Source organism: Pseudoduganella plicata, from assembly GCF_004421005.1.
Classification (GTDB): Bacteria; Pseudomonadota; Gammaproteobacteria; order Burkholderiales; family Burkholderiaceae_D; genus Rugamonas; species Rugamonas plicata.
In genome coordinates this window covers 5,336,139-5,354,403 of the sequence record NZ_CP038026.1, presented here as the reverse complement: position 1 = coordinate 5,354,403, position 18,265 = coordinate 5,336,139, and the positions used below count along the sequence as shown (strand labels likewise).

The 18,265-nt window shown below is 65.4% G+C and carries 18 protein-coding genes; 3 read left to right on the top strand and 15 right to left on the bottom strand.

Features of this window, described 5'->3' with window-relative positions:
• Positions 1-2: 2 nt before the first annotated feature.
• Both E1742_RS23595 and icd read right to left on the bottom strand, forming a co-directional pair.
• Positions 3-692 (bottom strand): aspartate/glutamate racemase family protein, encoded by a 690-nt coding sequence (locus tag E1742_RS23595; RefSeq protein ID WP_134387512.1) that lies wholly within the window; start codon positions 690-692, stop codon positions 3-5.
• 92 nt (positions 693-784) lie between these two features.
• Positions 785-2,038 carry an NADP-dependent isocitrate dehydrogenase gene (gene icd, locus E1742_RS23590; RefSeq protein WP_134387511.1) on the bottom strand — a complete coding sequence of 418 codons (1,254 nt, stop codon included), beginning with the start codon at positions 2,036-2,038 and terminating at the stop codon, positions 785-787.
• Between the two features lie 161 nt (positions 2,039-2,199).
• Here icd and E1742_RS23585 point away from each other — a divergent pair, with 161 nt between their 5' ends.
• Complete coding sequence (locus E1742_RS23585) at positions 2,200-2,745, top strand: pseudouridine synthase (protein ID WP_134387510.1); 546 nt, start codon at positions 2,200-2,202, stop codon at positions 2,743-2,745.
• Positions 2,746-2,895: 150 nt separating this feature from the next.
• Here E1742_RS23585 and E1742_RS23580 read toward each other — a convergent pair whose 3' ends face one another.
• Positions 2,896-5,127 (bottom strand): NADP-dependent isocitrate dehydrogenase, encoded by a 2,232-nt coding sequence (locus E1742_RS23580; protein WP_134387509.1) that lies wholly within the window; start codon positions 5,125-5,127, stop codon positions 2,896-2,898.
• Between the two features lie 444 nt (positions 5,128-5,571).
• Here E1742_RS23580 and E1742_RS23575 point away from each other — a divergent pair, with 444 nt between their 5' ends.
• Positions 5,572-6,012, top strand: a complete 441-nt coding sequence (locus E1742_RS23575) for a DUF192 domain-containing protein (protein WP_134387508.1) — start codon at positions 5,572-5,574, stop codon at positions 6,010-6,012.
• 155 nt (positions 6,013-6,167) lie between these two features.
• Here E1742_RS23575 and rpsT read toward each other — a convergent pair whose 3' ends face one another.
• Positions 6,168-6,434 carry a 30S ribosomal protein S20 gene (gene rpsT / locus E1742_RS23570; RefSeq protein WP_131147094.1) on the bottom strand — a complete coding sequence of 89 codons (267 nt, stop codon included), beginning with the start codon at positions 6,432-6,434 and terminating at the stop codon, positions 6,168-6,170.
• A gap of 288 nt (positions 6,435-6,722) precedes the next feature.
• On the opposite strand from rpsT, the gene murJ reads away from it, so the two are divergent.
• Positions 6,723-8,273, top strand: a complete 1,551-nt coding sequence (murJ, locus tag E1742_RS23565; protein ID WP_134387507.1) for a murein biosynthesis integral membrane protein MurJ — start codon at positions 6,723-6,725, stop codon at positions 8,271-8,273.
• Between the two features lie 219 nt (positions 8,274-8,492).
• On the opposite strand, the gene E1742_RS23560 is transcribed toward murJ, so the two are convergent.
• The 11 genes from E1742_RS23560 to E1742_RS23510 form a co-directional block, all read right to left on the bottom strand.
• Complete coding sequence (locus E1742_RS23560) at positions 8,493-8,972, bottom strand: FxDxF family PEP-CTERM protein (protein WP_134387506.1); 480 nt, start codon at positions 8,970-8,972, stop codon at positions 8,493-8,495.
• A 173-nt stretch (positions 8,973-9,145) separates the two neighbouring features.
• Positions 9,146-9,988, bottom strand: coding sequence for a type II secretion system protein (locus E1742_RS23555; RefSeq protein WP_189568717.1), 843 nt, complete (start codon positions 9,986-9,988; stop codon positions 9,146-9,148).
• Positions 9,989-9,992: 4 nt separating this feature from the next.
• Positions 9,993-10,373 (bottom strand): type II secretion system protein, encoded by a 381-nt coding sequence (locus E1742_RS23550; protein WP_134387505.1) that lies wholly within the window; start codon positions 10,371-10,373, stop codon positions 9,993-9,995.
• 5 nt (positions 10,374-10,378) lie between these two features.
• Positions 10,379-10,867 (bottom strand): type II secretion system protein, encoded by a 489-nt coding sequence (locus E1742_RS23545; protein WP_134387504.1) that lies wholly within the window; start codon positions 10,865-10,867, stop codon positions 10,379-10,381.
• Entirely contained in the window at positions 10,867-12,903 is a 2,037-nt protein-coding gene (locus tag E1742_RS23540; protein WP_134388317.1) for a secretin GspD/PilQ domain-containing protein, read from the bottom strand. Before E1742_RS23540 ends, E1742_RS23545 begins: the two co-directional genes overlap by 1 nt.
• Positions 12,903-13,451: a hypothetical protein gene (locus E1742_RS23535; RefSeq protein WP_134387503.1), complete on the bottom strand. Its 549-nt coding sequence runs from the start codon at positions 13,449-13,451 to the stop codon at positions 12,903-12,905. Before E1742_RS23535 ends, E1742_RS23540 begins: the two co-directional genes overlap by 1 nt.
• Positions 13,448-13,996, bottom strand: a complete 549-nt coding sequence (locus E1742_RS23530) for a hypothetical protein (RefSeq protein ID WP_134387502.1) — start codon at positions 13,994-13,996, stop codon at positions 13,448-13,450. The genes E1742_RS23535 and E1742_RS23530 overlap by 4 nt, the downstream gene beginning before the upstream one ends.
• Complete coding sequence (locus tag E1742_RS23525) at positions 13,993-14,544, bottom strand: PilN domain-containing protein (protein WP_307721896.1); 552 nt, start codon at positions 14,542-14,544, stop codon at positions 13,993-13,995. The genes E1742_RS23530 and E1742_RS23525 overlap by 4 nt, the downstream gene beginning before the upstream one ends.
• On the bottom strand, positions 14,541-15,374 hold the full coding sequence (locus tag E1742_RS23520; RefSeq protein WP_134387501.1) for a hypothetical protein: 834 nt from the start codon (positions 15,372-15,374) through the stop codon (positions 14,541-14,543). The genes E1742_RS23525 and E1742_RS23520 overlap by 4 nt, the downstream gene beginning before the upstream one ends.
• On the bottom strand, positions 15,367-17,070 hold the full coding sequence (locus E1742_RS23515; RefSeq protein WP_189568714.1) for a GspE/PulE family protein: 1,704 nt from the start codon (positions 17,068-17,070) through the stop codon (positions 15,367-15,369). The genes E1742_RS23520 and E1742_RS23515 overlap by 8 nt, the downstream gene beginning before the upstream one ends.
• Positions 17,067-18,254 carry a type II secretion system F family protein gene (locus tag E1742_RS23510; RefSeq protein ID WP_134387500.1) on the bottom strand — a complete coding sequence of 396 codons (1,188 nt, stop codon included), beginning with the start codon at positions 18,252-18,254 and terminating at the stop codon, positions 17,067-17,069. Before E1742_RS23510 ends, E1742_RS23515 begins: the two co-directional genes overlap by 4 nt.
• Between the last annotated feature and the right edge of the window lie 11 nt (positions 18,255-18,265).

Here is an 18,265-nt window from a genome sequence, read left to right as displayed (position 1 = left end):
GCTTACGCCAGCGCCTGCACGGCGGCGTGGCGGGCGTGGATGGCTGTCGTGTCGAACAGCGGTACCGTGGCGTCGTAGCCGTTCACGAGCAGCGTGATTTCCGTGCAGCCCAGGATGATGGCCTCAGCACCCTGCGCCACAAGCCCATCCATGATGCGGCGGTATTCCGTACGCGAGGCCGGCTCGATGCGGCCCAGGCACAGTTCCTCGTAGATGATGCGATGGACGATGGCGCGGTCGGCTTCCTCCGGTATCAGCACCTCCAGTCCGTGCTCGCGCAGGCGGTCACGGTAGAACGTCTGCTCCATCGTGAAGCGCGTGCCCAGCAGGCCGACCTTGCGGCAGCCCGCGGCGCGGATCGCCGTGGCCGTGGGGTCGGCGATGTGCAGCAGCGGGATGTCCACGGCCGCCTCGATTGCGCCGGCCACCTTGTGCATCGTGTTCGTGCACAGCACGATGAAGTCCGCTCCGGCCGCGGCGACCTGCTGCGCCGCCTCGGCCATCATGCGGCCGGACGCTTCCCAGTCGCCCGAACGCTGCAGCGCCTCCACCTCATGAAAGTCCACGCTGACGAGCACCACTCTCGCCGAATGCAGTCCGCCCAGCAGCTCGCGCACGGTCTCGTTGATCTGACGGTAGTAAGGCACCGTCGATTCCCAGCTCATTCCGCCGATCAGTCCGATGGTTTTCAAGGCAGCTCCTTTTTATATGCCTGACTTTGCCAGACAAGAAAAAGCCCTGCTCGAGGATGAGGCAGGGCTGCGGGACCGGATCGCCGCCCGGCTTACATCTGTTCGATCATCACGTCGCCGAAGCCCGAGCACGAGACCTGCGTCGCGCCTTCCATCAGGCGGGCGAAGTCGTACGTCACCTTCTTCGACACGATGGCCTTGCCCATCGCCGCGATGATCAGGTCCGCCGCTTCGGTCCAGCCCATGTGGCGCAGCATCATCTCGGCCGACAGGATCAGCGACCCCGGGTTGACGTAGTCCTTGCCGGCGTACTTCGGCGCGGTGCCGTGGGTCGCCTCGAACATCGCCACGGAGTCGGACATGTTGGCGCCCGGCGCGATGCCGATGCCGCCGACCTGCGCCGCCAGTGCGTCCGAAATGTAGTCGCCGTTCAGGTTCAGCGTGGCGATCACGCTGTACTCCGCCGGGCGCAGCAGGATCTGCTGCAGGAAGGCGTCGGCAATCGAATCCTTGATCATGATGTCGCGGCCCGTCTTCGGGTTTTTCAGCTTGCACCATGGGCCGCCGTCGATCAGCTCCGCGCCGAATTCCTTCTGCGCCAGCGCGTAGGCCCAGTCGCGGAAGCCGCCTTCCGTGTACTTCATGATATTGCCCTTGTGGACGATCGTCACGGACGGCTTGTCGTTGTCGATGGCGTACTGGATCGCCTTGCGCACCAGGCGCTCCGTGCCCTCGCGCGAGACGGGCTTGATGCCGATGCCGGAGGTTTCCGGGAAGCGGATCTTCTTGACGCCCATTTCCTCGGTCAGGAACTTGATCAGCTTCCTGACGCCTTCGGAACCCTCCTGGTATTCGATGCCGGCGTAGATGTCCTCCGAGTTTTCGCGGAAGATCACCATGTCCGTCTTCTCCGGCTCGCGCACGGGCGACGGCACGCCGGTGAAGTAGCGCACGGGACGCAGGCAGACGTACAGGTCCAGCTCCTGGCGCAGCGCGACGTTGAGCGAGCGGATGCCGCCGCCCACCGGCGTCGTCAGGGGGCCCTTGATGGAGACGACGTAGTCCTTCAGTACCTGCAGCGTTTCTTCCGGCAGCCACACGTCCGGACCGTACACGCTGGTCGATTTTTCACCCGCGTAGATCTCCATCCAGCTGATCTTCTTCTGGCCGCCGTAGGCCTTGGCCACGGCCGCGTCGACCACCTTGATCATGACGGGCGTGATGTCGATGCCCGTGCCGTCGCCCTCGATGAACGGGATGATCGGCTGGTCGGGCACGTTCAGCGAAAAATCGGCATTGACGGCGATCTTCTGGCCGTCGGCGGGTACTTTGATATGTTGGTACATCGTGATCTCCATGGGTCGGTGCATTGCCGGCTCCGCGGCGGTTGTGCACTACAATACGGGTGCGGCGCCGATGAGAGCTGAGCAGGTATGTCTTGCATTATGCACCAGTATTTTGTCAGCTGCCACGGCCTTCGCCCGTCTCAATTTCCCCTTTCCGTTCCATGCCTCTGATTTTATTCAACAAGCCGTTCCAGGTGCTGTGCCAGTTCTCGCCGCAGGAAGGCCGGGAATCGCTGGCCGATTATCTCGCCATCCCCAACATCTATCCCGCCGGCCGGCTCGATGCCGACAGCGAAGGGCTGATGCTGCTGACCGACGACGGCAAACTGCAGCACAAGATCGCCCATCCCGACCACAAGGAAGCCAAGACCTACCTGGTGCAAGTGGATGGCGTGGTGGACGCCGCGGCGCTGGCGCGGTTGCAGGCGCCGCTCGACCTGGGCGACTTCGTGACCAAACCGTGCCGCGCCGTGCGCATCGCCGAACCGGAATGGCTGTGGCCACGCAACCCGCCCATCCGCGCGCGGGCTGACAAACCGACCAGCTGGATCGCCATCACGCTGGAAGAAGGCAAGAACCGGCAAGTGCGGCGCATGACGGCCGCCGTCGGCCTGCCCACGTTGCGGCTGGTGCGCAGCAGTATCGGGCCGTTCTCGCTGGCCACGCATCCCTTGATGCCGGGGGAATTCGTCGAAGTGACGCTGTAAGCACAAAGCAAAACCGGTGACAGGCTCCGATTTTCCTGAAAACCGGAGCCTGTCACCGGTTTTTGTCACCGGTTTTTCCGGTTTCGCACCGGGGACGTAAAAAACCCGCCGACCTCACGGTCCGGCGGGTTTTTCTTTACGCGCTCAACTTCAAGCGATGGTGTCCAGCGCCGCGTTGAACGTGGCGCTAGGGCGCATGACGGCTTTCACCTTCGCGTCGTCGGCCTTGTAGTAGCCGCCGATGTCGACCGGCTTGCCCTGCACTTCCAGCAATTCGGCCACGATCTTCGACTCGTTGTCGGCCAGCGTTTTCGCCAGCGGTGCGAACGTGGCTGCCAGGTCGGCATCCTCGGTCTGCGCGGCCAGTTCCTGCGCCCAGTACATCGACAGGTAGAACTGGCTGCCGCGGTTGTCGAGCTCGCCCGTTTTCGGCGATGGCGACTTGCGGTTGTCCAGCAGACGGCCCGTTGCCGCGTCCAGCGTCTTGGCCAGCACCTTGGCCTTGGCGTTGCCCGTCTTCAGGCCCAGGTCTTCCAGGCTGACGGCCAGCGCCAGGAACTCGCCCAGCGAATCCCAGCGCAGGTGATTTTCCTCGACCAGCTGCTGCACGTGCTTCGGTGCCGAACCGCCGGCGCCGGTTTCGTACATGCCGCCACCGGCCATCAGCGGGACAATCGACAGCATCTTGGCGCTGGTGCCCAGTTCCATGATCGGGAACAGGTCGGTCAGGTAGTCGCGCAGGATGTTGCCGGTGACCGAGATGGTGTCCAGGCCGCGGGCGACGCGTTCCAGCGTAAAGCGCATGGCGCGTACCTGCGACATGATCTTGATGTCCAGGCCGTTGGTGTCGTGGTCCTTCAGGTAGGTCGTGACCTTCTTGATCAGTTCGTTCTCGTGCGGACGGTACGGGTCCAGCCAGAACACGGCCGGCATGCCCGAGTTGCGCGCGCGCGTCACGGCCAGCTTGACCCAGTCGCGGATCGGCGCGTCCTTCACCTGGCACATGCGCCAGATGTCGCCCTGCTCCACGTTCTGGCTCATCAGGACTTCGCCGGTCGCGAGGTCGGTGATGTTGGCCACGCCGTCTGCCGGCACTTCGAACGTCTTGTCGTGCGAGCCGTACTCTTCGGCCTGCTGAGCCATCAGGCCCACGTTCGGTACCGTACCCATCGTGCGTGGGTCGAAGGCACCATGCCATTTGCAGAAGTTGATGATTTCCTGGTAGATGCGGGCGAACGTGCTTTCCGGGATCACGGCCTTCACTTCCTTCAGGCGGCCGTCGGCGCCGTACATCTTGCCGCCGGCGCGGATCATCGCCGGCATCGACGCATCGACGATGACGTCGTTCGGCGAATGGAAGTTGGTGATGCCCTTGGCCGAGTCGACCATGGCCAGCTCGGGACGGTGTTCCTGGCAGGCGTGCAGGTCACGGATGACTTCTTCTCGCTGCGACGCCGGCAGGGTGGCGATCTTGTTGTACAGGTCGGCCATGCCGTTGTTGACGTTGATACCCAGGCTGTCGAACAGCGCGCCGTGCTTCTCGAACGCTTCCTTGTAGAACATGCGCACGCAGTGGCCGAACACGATCGGGTGCGACACCTTCATCATCGTCGCCTTGACGTGCAGCGAGAACAGCATGCCGGTCTGGTGCGCGTCTTCGATCTGTGCTTCGTAGAAGGCCAGCAGGGCCTTGCGGCTCATGAACATCGAATCGATGATCTCGCCGTCCTGCAGTGCGACCTTCGGCTTGAGCACGATGGTTTCGCCGCTCTTGGTGACCAGTTCCATCTTGACGTCGCGCGCGCGATCGAGCGTCATCGACTTTTCGCCGTGGTAGAAGTCGCCGCCCGTCATGTGCGACACGTGGGTGCGCGATGCCTGCGACCATGGCTGCATCGAGTGCGGGTTCTTGCGCGCATATTCCTTCACGGCGCGCGGCGCACGGCGGTCGGAGTTACCTTCGCGCAGGACCGGGTTCACGGCCGAGCCGATGCACTTGCCGTAGCGTGCCTTGATGGCTTTTTCTTCGTCCGTTTTCGGATCGGACGGGTAGTCGGGGATGTTGTAGCCCTTTTCCTGCAATTCCTTGATGGCGTTCTGCAGCTGGCTGACGGAGGCGCTGATGTTGGGCAGCTTGATGATATTGGCGTCGGCTTCCAGGGTTTTCTTGCCCAGTTCGGCCAGGGCGTCCGGCACGCGCTGCTCCGGCGTCAGGTTTTCCGGGAACGTGGCCAGGATACGGGCGGCAACGGAGATGTCGCTCTGCTCGATGCGGATGCCGGCCGGCCTGGTGAAGGTGCTGACCACGGGCAGGAAGGCGTGGGTCGCCAGCAGCGGCGCCTCGTCGGTCAGGGTGTAGATGATGGTCGGTTCACTGCTCATGCACTTTTTCCTCAGTTTGCGCGAAACGCTTCCGCGACTTGTCAGACTCGATAAATAACCGCCGGCTTGCGCTTGTGGCGCAACCAACACCGAAGCTCATTCTACTCCGCCCCACCCCGCGGTGAACAGGTCACCGGGGACAGGCCCGCCGGGCGCGTCGACCAGGCTGCCGAAGTCTTCTATAAGACATAAGACGCCGACATTATGCCCCAGCTTCGCCAGCGACACCAGCCCTTCCACGGCCAGCCGACGGCCCAGTTCGTGACAACATCGGGGTCAGGCACGGAAGTTGTCACGAGCTCGTCATCTTGCGAGAGCGCGCGGCGGTTGTGTCCGGTGATAGTTTTTGTGCCTGACCCCGATGTTGTCACGAGGTGGCTGTGCGCGCACGCTTGACCCTGGCTGGGGCGCGTGGCTTAATCGGCGCTTCCTGTTCAGTTGAGGATGTCGATGAGATTACTGCTGACCCTGGCTGGCCTGACCCTTGCGACGGCAGCGGCGGCGCAGGACGTGCAGTTTGCCACCACGACGCTGACGGCCGGCATGCACCTGGTCAAGGCGGAAGTCGCGCGCACGGATGCCCAGCGGGCCCAGGGGCTGATGTTTCGCGAGAAGCTGCCGGCCAACGCCGGCATGGTGTTCGTGTTCGACGCGCCGGCAACGCAGTGCATGTGGATGAAGAATACGCCGTTGCCGCTGTCGGTGGCATTTATCGATGGCGACGGCAGGATCGTCAATATCGCCGACATGCAGCCGCACACGCTGGACAGCCACTGCTCGACGAAAGGCGTGCCCGTGCGCTATGCGCTGGAGATGAACCAGGGCTGGTTCCGGCAGCGGCACATCAAGGCGGGGATGAAGATCGGCAATCTGCCGGGGAAATAGAAGCCGGAGGTCACCGTCGGCTAATACCCTGCCCGGCAACGGCACCACCGGCACCGGCACCGGCACCGGCACCGGCAAAGCGAAAAACCCGCAATGGCAAGCCAGGCGGGTTTTTCTCAGCACCGATATGGCGGCTATTGCCGCCGCACGCGAACTTAGGCGGACAGTGCCTTCAGGGCAGCTGCCAGACGGCTCTTGTGGCGAGCGGCCTTGTTCTTGTGGATGATCTTTTTGTCGGCGATCGAGTCGATGGTCGACACGGACGACTGGAAGATCTGGGTCGCAGCGGCTTTGTCGCCGGCCTGGATCGCCTTGCGGACAGCCTTGATGGCGGTGCGCAGCGTCGAACGCTGTGCCGAGTTGTGTGCGTTTTGCTTGACTGCTTGACGAGCGCGTTTGCGCGCTTGTGCGGTATTTGCCATGGAATTTCCTAAATCGTTGTCAAAGTTCGTTTGCAAACAATAGCGTTTGCCAAACCGGTGCGTTCAGCTGTCTGACCATGCAGGCCAACGCAGAGTCGGTCAACCGTGAAACCCGCGATCCACCTGAACGGTATCTTGCGGCTCTCGCTCTGTCTGCGTTACTGAATTCTGTACAGCCTTAAATTATATCCAGCTTTTGATGACAGGGCAATTCAAAAAAAGCGAAAGTTGCCGGTTTCACAGCATCCTAAGCATTTCGTGGCGGCAGCGCGGCTATAATCGCGCACCATGAATCTACTCCGAACCCTCGCCGCCGTCTCCAGCATGACCATGCTGTCGCGCGTCACGGGGCTGCTGCGCGAAACCCTGTTTGCACGGGCTTTCGGTGCCGGCGCCTACACCGACGCCTTCAACGTGGCCTTCCGCATCCCCAACCTGCTGCGCCGCCTGTTTGCCGAAGGCGCGTTTTCGCAGGCCTTCGTGCCCATCCTGGCCGAATACAAGAATCAGCACGGGCACGAGGCAAGCCGCACGCTGTCCGACCACGTCGCCAATTGCCTCGTCTGGGCGACGCTGATCGTCAGCGCCATCGGCATCGTCGGCGCGCCCGTCTTCGTGCTGCTGATCGCCGGCGGCCTGAAGCAGCAAGGCGACGCCTTTGACGCGGCCGTATGGATGACGCGGCTGATGTTCCCGTACATCGCCTGCATGTCGTTCGTGGCGATGGCCGGCGGCATCCTGAATACGTGGCGCCAGTTCAAGATCCCCGCATTCACGCCCGTCCTGCTGAACCTTTCGCTGATCGCCGGTGCCGTGTTCCTGGCGCCGCACCTGAAACAGCCCGTGTATGCCCAGGCCATTGCCGTGTTTGTCGGCGGCCTGCTGCAGGTCGGGCTGCAGATACCCGCGCTGGTCAAGATCGGCATGCTGCCGCGCCTGTCGATCAACCCGCTCGCGGGCATGTCCGACCCGGGCGTGCGCCGCGTGCTGAGGAAGATGGGTCCGGCCGTATTTGCCGTCTCCGCCTCACAGATCAGCCTGATGATCAACACCAGCATTGCGTCGCGCCTGGAACAGGGCAGCATCTCGTGGCTGACCTATGCCGACCGCCTGATGGAGTTTCCCACCGCCCTGCTGGGCGTGGCGCTGGGCACGATCCTGCTGCCGAGCTTGTCCAAAGCCAACCTCGACGACGACCGCCAGGAATACTCGGCCCTGCTCGACTGGGGCCTGCGCCTGACCTTGCTGCTGGCGATCCCCGCCGCCGTCGGCCTGGCCGTGCTGGCGCTGCCGCTGATCGCGACGCTGTTCCATTACGGCGCCTTCAGCGACCGCGCGGCGGAGATGTCGGCGCGCCCGCTGATCGCCTATGCCACCGGCCTGATCGGCATCATCCTCGTCAAGACGCTGGCGCCCGCGTTCTACGCCCGCCAAGACATCCGCACGCCCGTGCGCATCGCGCTGGGGGTGCTGGTGGCAACACAGCTGATGAACCTGGTCTTCGTGCCGTATATCCAGGTCGCCGGGCTGGCGCTGTCGATCGGCCTGGCTGCCTGCCTGAACGCGCTGTTCCTGTTTACGGGTCTGCGCCGGCGCGGCATCTACGTACCCCTGCCCGGCTGGGGCAAGTTCTTCCTCAAGCTGGTCGTTGCCGTGGCCGCCATGGGGTTGACGGCATGGTTCAGCGCCCAGCAGTTCGACTGGCTGGCACTGCGCAGCACGCCGCTGCTGCGGGCCGGGGCACTGGCCGGCGTGATCGCGGTTTGCGGGTTGGTGTACTTCGGGCTGTTGCTGTTGCTGGGGTTCCGGGTGCGGGATTTTCGGCGCACCGGCAAATAAGGACGGGGTCAGGTCCGACATTCGGACATGCTTGCTGCAGGATGTCCGAGTGTAGGATCCGCCCCCTCTGGTTGAATGTCGGACCTGTCCCCGCTGGTTAGACGGCTGAGAAGGGCCGGGGTCAGACCCAGCGGGTCTGACCCGGTACTCATCAAACGCTGAGCCAATAAAAAAACCCGCTGCCGAGGCAGCGGGTTTTTTTACGCATGAAACTGAAACTTAAGCTTTTTTGGCTTTGCGACGGGCCAGGAAGCCCATGATGCCCAGGCCGCCCAGCAGCATGCCGTAGGTGCTTGGCTCAGGTACGGCTGCCACGGTCAGTTCGCCCGAGTAGATGGCTTTGGCGTTGTTGGCGACACCAGCCAGGTTCAGCACGAATGGGCTTTCGGTGGTGGCTTCCACGCCGAAGAACTTCAGCTTGCCGACGCCGTAGGCTTCGCCCTTGAAGCCGTTCAGCGTGCTCGCGGCTGCGTCGAACGACAGATTCTGACCGCTGATGGTCAGAACGACGTCATACAGGCCAGGGCCCACGCCGTTGAACGTCAGAACGTCCAGGCCACCCGACAGCACGCCGTCGTTGCCCACGACCAGCGAATCGAACGAGCCGACGCCGTCGATGATGGCGACGGACTGGTCAGCAGCCATTGCGGAGAAGGAAGCGGCAGCCAGCAGGCCTGCGATAGCGAATTTCAGTTTCATGAGTAGTTATCCTTGTGAGAGTAGTGTTGTCGCTGTTCGGTGATCAACTGCTGAAAGAATCGTAACACAGTTATTTCCGTGGCAACGTTACGCACGATATAAAAAAACCACTTTTTCTGGTTTTTTTACAACACCGGTTGACGAAAGCAACCACATGTTCTCCAGAATCTGCCTCACTTCCTGTTAGCCGGTTCAGGCGGCTCCGCCGGCTGCTCCTGCGGCTGCTCCGGTGCAGGATCTGGTGGTGGCGGCTCGGGCAGCGGCTCCGGCTCGGGCTCGGGTTCCGGCTCGGCCGGCTGGGGCGGTTGCACCGGCGTGGGCGGCCTGCCCGTCAAGGGCGTAGCCGGCTGGGTACCTGCCGCCGGCGTGCCGGCGCCCGTACCGGTGCCGCTGCCCGCTCCGGTATCCGTGCCCGTGCCTGTCCCGGTCGGCTTGCCCGTCAGCGGGCTGCCTGTCATCGGCGTGGCCGGGCCCGCGCCCGGCTTGGCGGGAAGTTGTCCCGGCGGCGGCTCCTGGCCGTTGAACGTGAACACCCAGTCGGAAATCTTGCGCTTGCCTTCGAACGCCTGGAACCGCGACGGAAAATTGCTGACCTTGATGGGCTCGGCTGTGGACAGGCTGTGGATGCCCAGCACGCCCAGCTTGTCGCCCATGTAGACGATGCCCCACTCCGGCTTGCCCGTCATGGGGTCGACGAAGACCTTGCGCAGGTGCCGGCGCGTGCCGGGAAAACGCGGGTCCTTCAAGAGTTCCTTCATCGTGGGAGGCTGTTGCGGCTGGCCCTGCGGCGTTGCCGCGGCGTAGCTCTTGAGCGCGTCGCTGAACTGCTCGCCGATGTACAGCAGCTCGCGCTCGGCCGCCGCGCGCTGTATGGTGGCGCCGAGCCGCACGGTCGTGGCTGCAACGAGACCGAGGATCGCGACCAGGATGATGACGCTGACGTAGGTGAATCCGCGTGCCGGGCGCGCGGGTGTGAAGCCCCGCGCCGGCCGCCGGGGTGGCGTGAGCCAGCGCATGGCGTTACCAGTCCGCGTACGGCCTGCCGCTGCGGTCATTGCCGGGCGCTCCACTCTTGAGGTCGGCGACAGCGCCCTTGCCCGGGTCCTCCGGCGGCTGCAACAGCCAGCTGTCGTTGCGCTCCGTGATCGGGTCGACTGGCAGCGCGCGCAGGTAGCGCTTCTCGACCAGCTGTTCCAGCGAGTCCGGATAGCGGCCGGTATCGCCGTAGAACTGATCGATGACGGCGCGCGTGTTGCGCAGGTTGTCGGCCAGGATGGTTTCGCGGGTCTTGTCGACGCTGGGGAAGTAGCGCGGCACGGCGAGAGTCAGCAGCAGCGCGATAATGCCCAGCACGACGAGCAGCTCGATCAGCGTGAAGCCCCGGCGTTTCCATTTGATCATCTGTTTCACCATTTGCGGTACGGTATGCCGTTCAGCCCCACCTTCTCGGACAGCGAGTAGACGTCGTACACATCCTCGCCCTCGCGCGGGTCCTCGGCCTCGCTGGCATAGCTGCGCTTGCCCCACGTCTGCGCGCCCGGCAATTCGCTGTCGCTGTTGAACGGATCGCGCGGCACGCGCCGCAGGAAATAGATTTTCGCCCGCTTCGGGCTGCGCAGGTCCGGCACGCCCTCCACCAGCTGATCCAGGCTTTTCGGATAGCCGTTGCTGCCCACCGTCTTGGCGACGCGGCCGTCGTCGTAGGCCTGCTTGTAGTCGTCCAGCGCCTTGCGGATGAGGTGCAGCGACGCACGCAGCTCCGCTTCGTTACGGCGCTGGATCGTCACCTGCGCCGTGGGAATCACCAGCGCGCCCAGCAGGCCCATGATGGCCAGCGTGACCAGCAGCTCGATCAGCGTGAAGCCGCGTCGGCGCGGGAACACTGCCGTGTTCATCACTGGTTCTGCGCTGGCGGCACCGGCGTCGCGGCCGACGGCGGCTGTTGCTGGGCTTGCGGCTGTGGCGCCGGTGCCGCCGGAGCCGTCGCAGGCGGCTGCGTGACGCTCGACGGCGGACCTGGCTGCGTGGTCGACAGCGGCACGTTGGCGGGCGTGCCCGTCTCCTGTGGCGAAGGCGATGGCTGCTGCGGCGCCTGCGGCTGCTCCGGTGCCGGGGTCGGGCTGCGGCCCGGCAGCAGCACGGGCGCGCGCACCGTCACATCCGGCTTGCGGCGGAAGTTCGCTTCCGTGCCGGCCGAGAACTCGGCGGCATCCGCCTGCGGACGCTGCAGGTTGCGCACCAGGCGCGGCGTGATCGACAGCACGATTTCGGTCTTCTGGTTGTCGTCCGTCTGCGCGCCGAACAGCCGGCCCAGGATCGGAATGTCGCCCAGCCCCGGCACCTTGCTGCCGCTCTTGCGGTCTTCGTTATTGATGAGGCCGGCCAGCACCTGGTTTTCGCCGTCCTTCAGCTGCAGCACGGTGGACGCCTGGCGCGTGCCGATCTGGTAGGCCGTCGTACCGGACTTGGTCTCGATGCGGCTGACGATGTTCGACACCTCCAGCGACACGTTGATGGCCACTTCGTTGTTCAGGTAGATGGTCGGCTCCGCGTTCAGCGTCAGGCCCACGTCGACGTAGCTGACGCTTTCCTGGGCGAAGCCGGCCGTGCCGGGCGAGACGGTGGTCGTGATGACGGGCACCTTGTCGCCGATCAGGATCTTGGCCTTCTGCTTGTTGCGCACGCGGATGCGCGGGTTGGCCAGCAGGTTCGAATCACCGTCCGTCTTGTTGGCCGTGATCTTGGCCTGCAGCGACGAGACGCCGATCGACGCACTGTTGAGCGTGTCCAGGTCGCGGATCGTCAGGGTGGAGCCGCCACTGGAAATGAGCGGCGAGAACGTCGCCGTCGTGGGCCAGTTGACGCCCAGCTCCAGCAGGCGCGAACGCTTCACTTCCAGGATCTCCACTTCCAGCATCACTTCCGGTTCGGCCATGTCCTGCACCGCGACGATCTTCTCGGCCAGCTTGATGGCGTCCGCGTTGTCGCGCATGATAACGAGGTTCAGTTTCTCGTCCGCCACCACGTCGCGCGACTTCAGGATCGTTTTCAGGGTATTGGCCACCAGCTTCGCTTCCGCATTGGCCAGATAGAACGTCTTGATGACCGTCTCCTGGTATTCCTTCAGCTTGGCCGCGATGTTCGGGTAGATCAGGATCGTGTTCGCATCCATCACCTGCTGTTCCAGCTGGTTCGTCATCAGGAGGTAGTAGACGGCCGATTCGACGGTGCTGTTCCTGAGCATGATCGTCGTGCGGGCATCGGCCTTGACATCCTTGTCGAACACGAAGTTCAGGCCCGAGCGGCGCGAGATCACGTCGAACACCTGCTTGAGCGGCGCGTCGCGGAATTCGATGGTGATAGGCTGCTTGAACGTCTTCGCCAGCTGGTTCTCGGCGCCGCCCGGCGGATTCTTTTCGTTCAGCTCGCGCAGCAGCGCACGGGCGCGCGGCTGGTCCGGCTTTTCGGACAGCACGATGTCGACCTTTGATTTCGCCTGGTCGTATTCCTTCTTGTCCGCCAGCTCGGTGGCCTCGGCCAGCAGCTTGTCGTGCCGCTCGGCCATGTCCAGCGCCCGCAGCGCGCCGCGGGCCCGCTCGTTCTGGGGATTCAGGGCCAGCACGCGCTGGATGTTCTGCAACGCCAGCGCGCGCTGCCCCTCGGCCATCTGCCGGTCGGCCTGGTCGAGATAGCGCATGATGGCGCGGTCGCGTGCCTGCAGCCAGGTGGCGCGGTACTGGGCGTTCCCCGGATCGGCCGCGATCGCTTCCTGCAGCTTCAGCAGTCCCGCCTCGACCTGGTCCTTCTCGATCAGGTTGCGCGCGTCGCGATACGCCATCTGGGCGGCGCAGCCGGACAGCGCCAGCACCATCGTGGACAGGGTGAGCGTGCGGCGCAGGCGGGCCGCCGCGGTTGGCTTGTGGCGAGACATCAATCCAGGACTCCAATATTAAGCTGCTGCACCTGGTTCAGGGGCAGATAGGTAAGCGTCAGCGTGGGCGGCGCAATGGCGTCGACCCGGTACATGCCGTCGATGACCGTTTTCGCGCGCACGACATACGTGCGCTCGCCGTTGGCCAGGTAGACCTCGTAGGCGCCGTCGGCAAGCCCCTTGCCGATTACCGTGAACGGTACCGGCGGCGCCGTCGGCACGGGCGGCGGCGGTGGCGGTCCCGGCGGCTCGCTGGGCGGCGCCGGCGGCGGATTCAGGTTCTGGCCGGCAAACAGACCGCCATTGCCGCCGAACGCGCCCTCCCCCGTCGCGCCAATCAGTTCGGCTCGGGGAATCAGGCGCACGATCTTGCCCGTATCCGCGCCGGCGGCGGCATTGGCGGGGGCCGCCACGGGCGCGACTGGGGCGGGACGCTGGGCACGCTCGACAGGTTCGGCCACGTCCGGCTCCGGCGCGGAACCGCCCAGCAGCACGAGACCGGCCGCCGCGACCAGTGCCGCCCCCATCAGCAGGTGGCGCGGCTTCATGGCTGTGCCTTCAGGTACAGCGTGAAGCGCAGGCGCGCGTCGACGGTCGGGTCGGCCGCGGTGTCGCGCCGGAAGCTCACCTCGTCCAGCGCCGCGAACGGCATCGCCAGCAGCGCCTGCAGTGCGAACTGCCAGATATTGCGGTACGGCCCCTTGACGGGCAGGATGATCTGGTACGTGGCCACGCCGGCGCCCTTGTCGAAACCGGTCTTGTATTCGCCGTGGTCCAGCACCAGCTGCGCCTTGGCGGCCAGGTCGAACAGCACCTTGACCTGCTGCTCGGCATGGCGCTGCTCGCCCAGGGTGGCGTAGAACGCGGCCAGGTTTTCATTGGCGGTGGGCGGCGGCGGCGCCACGACGAGCGCCGATGGCGCGGGCAGCGGCCGGGCCAGCTCGTCCTGCAGCGCGGCGCGCTGCGGCAGCAGCCATGCCCACAGGGCGGCGCCGGCCAGCAGCAGCACGGCGCACAGGCTGGCGGCGGGACCGGCGCGCAAGAGGCGCAGGCGCGCTTCCAGCAGCACCGGGGCCAGGCGGATTTCCTTCATCGTCCCCTCCATTGCGCTTCGACCTGGAACCGGATCGGCTTGTTCGGATCCTGCTCTTCGATTTCGTGGCGCACCAGTGCCGCGCCGCTGAAGAACTCCTGCTGCTTAAGCACCTGCACGTAACCGACCATGTCGTCGCTGTTGCGCGCCTCGGCCGTGATCTTCAGGATACGCTTGCGCGCGTCGGGATCAAGGGCCAGCAGCGCGATATTGGCGGGCGTGGCCGTGGCGAGCGCATCCTCCAGCTCGCGCCATGGCACGTTCAGCTGCAGGATCGCGGTGTTGACGGCCGTCGCCTGCGCTTCCGGAATCGCCGTTTCCGGCACCGTGGCGCGTACTTTCGACAGCGCCCGGCTACGCGCCTGCAGCTGCTCGATCTCGGCGGCACGGGCGGCGCGCCGCTCGGCCATGTCCATGGCCATCCAGGTCCCGCCCAGGCACAGCAGCACGCCCAGCAGTCCGGCCACGGCCAGGGCCGGATGCAGCCGGTGCAGCGTGCGGCGCCAGCCTGGCGGGGCAAAATCGATACGGATCGTTCTCAGGCTCATGCGGGACTCCCGGCGGCGGCCAGCAGGCTGGCGGGCGACATGCCGTTGCCCTGAGCCGCGCCCAGCTGGACGCACGCTACCTGTCCGGCCTGCACGGGTTTGGCCAGCGCGGGCGGCAGTGCGCCGCACAGCTGCACCTGCGCCGGTGCGCTCAGACCCAGCAGGAGCGCTTCGCGGCCGATCGTCTGCGTCAGCCAGTAGTGGTCGGCGCCTTGCGGCACCGGCACGGCGCGGATCGCGCGCAACCTGTGGTCCTCGATCGCCGCCAGGGTCAGCATGCGGTCGTGCCACTGGCCGAACCAGCCGCCAGCGCGCAAGGCGCGGTGCCAGCGGTTCCAGCCCGTGACGAAGTGCGGCACGATCTCGACGAGGTGCATGCCCTTGTCGTCGGCCAGCGCGTGCAGCACGGCCAGCAGCGCGCGCGGCAGCGCGGCAGCATAGAACGGCTGGCGGGCGTCCCAGTCGGCGCTGAACGCCCAGGCGGCCGGCGTTTCGCCGTACAGGCTGTGGAAGCGCAGCGCGGCTGCCGCCTCGATATCGGCCAGGCGGGCCGCCCCGGGCGGCGGATTGACCTGCCACAGGCGGCACAGTTCGTCCGCCAGCACGACGCCGACGGGCCAGCCCGCCACGTCCTGTCCTTCCAGCAGCGTGCGCAACGCCTGCGCCAGGATGGTTGCGCCGGCGGCCGAGGCGATATTCGGCTCGTCTTCGGGCAGCGCGTATTCGGCCAGCACGGCCACCTTGTCGCCACGCCAGCGGCTGGTGCGCAACAGGCTGACGGCGGTGGCCGAGATGCCAAGCCGCAGCGCTTGTCCGGGAAATCTACGCATGCAAGGTCACCCGTTTGATTTCCGTCAGCGTGGTGCCGCCCCGCTTGACCAGTTCGAGCGCCGCCTGGCGCAGGCTGCGCGTGCCGTTTTCATAGGCCGCCTGCTTGACCTGGCGGATCGGGCGCTTTTCCACGATCAGTTCGCGGATCTCGTCGTTCAGCGTCAGGATCTCCGCGATCGAGCGGCGCCCCTTGTAGCCCGTGCCGCGGCAGTCGCCGCAGCCCTTGCCTTCCTTGAAGTCGTAGTCGAACACGTCCGCGCGCGACAGGCCCACGCTGGCCAGCTCCTCGTCGCCCGGCGTGTATTCGGCCGCGCAGTGCGGGCAGTTGATGCGCACCAGGCGCTGGGCCCAGATGCCGTTCAGCGCCGACACGAACGCATACGGATCGATGCCCATGTGGGTGAAGCGGCCGAACACGTCGAACACGTTATTGGCGTGCACGGTGGTGAGCACCAGGTGGCCCGTCAGCGCGGACTGCACGGCGATTTCCGCCGTTTCGCGGTCGCGGATCTCGCCCACCATGATCTTGTCGGGATCGTGGCGCAGGATCGAGCGCAGGCCCTTGGCAAACGTCAGGCCTTTTTTCTCGTTGACGGGAATCTGCAGGATGCCCGGCAGCTGGTATTCGACGGGGTCCTCGATCGTGATGATCTTCTCGCGGCCGTTGTGGATTTCCGTCAGCGCCGCGTACAGCGTTGTCGTCTTGCCCGAACCCGTCGGCCCTGTCACCAGCAGCATGCCGTACGCCTCCTGCGCCAGGGTGCGCAACGTGACGAGCGATGGCGCATCGAAGCCCAGCGATTCCAGCGACAGCGAGCCGTACGATTCGATCATGGCCCGCTTGTCCAGAATACGGATGACGGCATCCTCGCCGTGGATACTGGGCATGATGGAGACGCGCAGGTCGATCTCGCGCCCGCCCGACTCCACGCGGAAGCTGCCGTCCTGCGGCACGCGCCGTTCGGCGATGTCCAGTTCGGCCAGCACCTTCAGGCGCGAGATGATCTGCTCGGCCACTTCGATGCCGTTGACGGCCGTGGCATGGTCGAGAACGCCGTCGACACGGTACTTGACCGCGAGGCCGCCGGAGGTGCTTTCCAGGTGGATGTCGGAGGCGCCCGCTTTCAGCGCATCGTACAGCGTGGAATTGACCAGGCGCACGGCGGGGCTGGCCGCTTCCGACACGGAGGCGAACGACAGCACGGCGGCCGTCTTGCCGTCGCGGCGGGAATTGTCGCCGCCCGGCAGCAGCGTATCGGTCGCGCGGGCGGACTCCTCCTGCTTCGACAGGTAGGCGGCGATATCGGACTGCAACGCCAGGCGCATCTGCAGCGGCGCGTGCGCCGGCGCGCGTGCCTGGGTGCCCAGCCATGTCTGCAGGTCGAGGTCGAACGGATCGGCAATGACACCGACAACGACACCGTCGTGCGCCCGCAGCAGCACGCATTTCTTCGCCATTGCCTGCGACAGCGGCAGCAGGTCGAACGCGGGCGTAAAGGCCAGCATCTCGACCGTCTCCAGTACGGCCAGCCCGAACGGCTGGGCCAGCGCGCGCACGACGAGGCGCGGCTCCATGCCCGTCAGGCTTTCGAGTTCTTCCACCAGCGTGCGCTTCGAATGCAGCTGCTGGGCCCGCGCCTTCGTCAGCAACGCATGGTCGAGGGCGGCGATGGGATGGATGGCCGGATCGTTCACGACATTTCTCCGGCAAGATCAAAAATAGGCATATACAGCAATACCACGATGGCGCCCACGATCAGCCCGATGCCGGCCATCAGCAGCGGTTCAAACGTGCGCGTAAAACGGTCGATCCAGCGGCTGATTTCGCCGTCGTAGAAGGCGGCCGACTGCGTCAGCATCGGGCCCATGTCGCCGGTGCGCTCGCCCACGCGCAGCATGCGCAGCGAAATTGGCGTCGTCAGCGCGTTGGCTTCGAAGGCAGTGGACAGCGGCAAACCCGCCTCGACAGCCTGGCGCGCCAGCTGCAGGCCCGACCGGACGTTGGCGGACACCATGCCCTGCACGGTCTCGATGGCCTGCACGATGGTGATGCCGCCTTCCGTCAGCATGCCCAGGGTCAGGTACAGCCGCGAGAGCTCATAGATGCGCACCCGTTCGCCGATGGCGGGCAGGCGTCCCAGCAGCCGCACCAGGCCGCCACTGCCCGCCAGGCGGCGCACGCCGAAGACCGCAGCCGACAGCGCCAGCACGAGGCCTCCCACCAGCGCACCCGTGTGGTTGCCGGCGAACTGGCCCCACGACAGCATCACTTGCGACATCCACGGCAGGTTGCGCCCGGCACCCTGGTAGACCTCGGCAAAACGGGGCACGACGTAACCGATCAGGAACATCGACACGCCGCCGCCCACCAGCAGCAGGATGCAGGGATAGATGGCGGCGCTGACGATTTTTGCGCGCACCGTGTCGATGCGCTGCTGGTAGTCGATATAACGGGCCAGCGAACGGGGCAGATCGCTCGTGCCTTCCGCGGCCTTGACGATGCCCACGTACAGCGGCGGGAACAGTTGCGGCTGCTCGGCCAGCACGGTGGAAAAACGCTGGCCTTCGCGCAGGCCGCCCAGCAGGCGTTCCAGCACGCCGCGCGTGGCGGGGCTGGCTTCCTTTTCCAGCAGCGCTTCCAGCGCCTCGACGATGCCCAGGCCGGCATTGAGCAGCGCCAGCAGTTCCTGGCTGAACAGCACGAGGGAAAGCGCTTTCTTGCCTTTGCCGGCCTTGAAGGCGCCGCGCACGGGGCGGATGCTGCTGACGAACAGACCGCGCGCTTCGACCTGCCGGCGCGCGTCGGATTCGTCACGGCCATCGACCACCAGGTGGCCGATCGCCATGTCGGGCGACAGGGTACGAACATCGAACTGCATGGGAGCGGGGG

Bases quoted from the DNA above. Each gene is read 5' to 3' on its own strand.
- E1742_RS23510 (WP_134387500.1), bottom strand. From the start codon at position 18,254: ATGCAGTTCGATGTTCGTACCCTGTCGCCCGACATGGCGATCGGCCAC.
- murJ (WP_134387507.1), top strand. From the start codon at position 6,723: ATGAATCTACTCCGAACCCTCGCCGCCGTCTCCAGCATGACCATGCTG.
- E1742_RS23585 (WP_134387510.1), top strand. From the start codon at position 2,200: ATGCCTCTGATTTTATTCAACAAGCCGTTCCAGGTGCTGTGCCAGTTC.
- E1742_RS23540 (WP_134388317.1), bottom strand. From the start codon at position 12,903: ATGTCTCGCCACAAGCCAACCGCGGCGGCCCGCCTGCGCCGCACGCTC.
- E1742_RS23555 (WP_189568717.1), bottom strand. From the start codon at position 9,988: ATGCGCTGGCTCACGCCACCCCGGCGGCCGGCGCGGGGCTTCACACCC.
- E1742_RS23525 (WP_307721896.1), bottom strand. From the start codon at position 14,544: ATGAGCCTGAGAACGATCCGTATCGATTTTGCCCCGCCAGGCTGGCGC.
- rpsT (WP_131147094.1), bottom strand. From the start codon at position 6,434: ATGGCAAATACCGCACAAGCGCGCAAACGCGCTCGTCAAGCAGTCAAG.
- E1742_RS23580 (WP_134387509.1), bottom strand. From the start codon at position 5,127: ATGAGCAGTGAACCGACCATCATCTACACCCTGACCGACGAGGCGCCG.
- E1742_RS23560 (WP_134387506.1), bottom strand. From the start codon at position 8,972: ATGAAACTGAAATTCGCTATCGCAGGCCTGCTGGCTGCCGCTTCCTTC.
- E1742_RS23530 (WP_134387502.1), bottom strand. From the start codon at position 13,996: ATGAAGGAAATCCGCCTGGCCCCGGTGCTGCTGGAAGCGCGCCTGCGC.
- icd (WP_134387511.1), bottom strand. From the start codon at position 2,038: ATGTACCAACATATCAAAGTACCCGCCGACGGCCAGAAGATCGCCGTC.
- E1742_RS23535 (WP_134387503.1), bottom strand. From the start codon at position 13,451: ATGAAGCCGCGCCACCTGCTGATGGGGGCGGCACTGGTCGCGGCGGCC.
- E1742_RS23545 (WP_134387504.1), bottom strand. From the start codon at position 10,867: ATGAACACGGCAGTGTTCCCGCGCCGACGCGGCTTCACGCTGATCGAG.
- E1742_RS23575 (WP_134387508.1), top strand. From the start codon at position 5,572: ATGTCGATGAGATTACTGCTGACCCTGGCTGGCCTGACCCTTGCGACG.
- E1742_RS23520 (WP_134387501.1), bottom strand. From the start codon at position 15,374: ATGCGTAGATTTCCCGGACAAGCGCTGCGGCTTGGCATCTCGGCCACC.
- E1742_RS23550 (WP_134387505.1), bottom strand. From the start codon at position 10,373: ATGATCAAATGGAAACGCCGGGGCTTCACGCTGATCGAGCTGCTCGTC.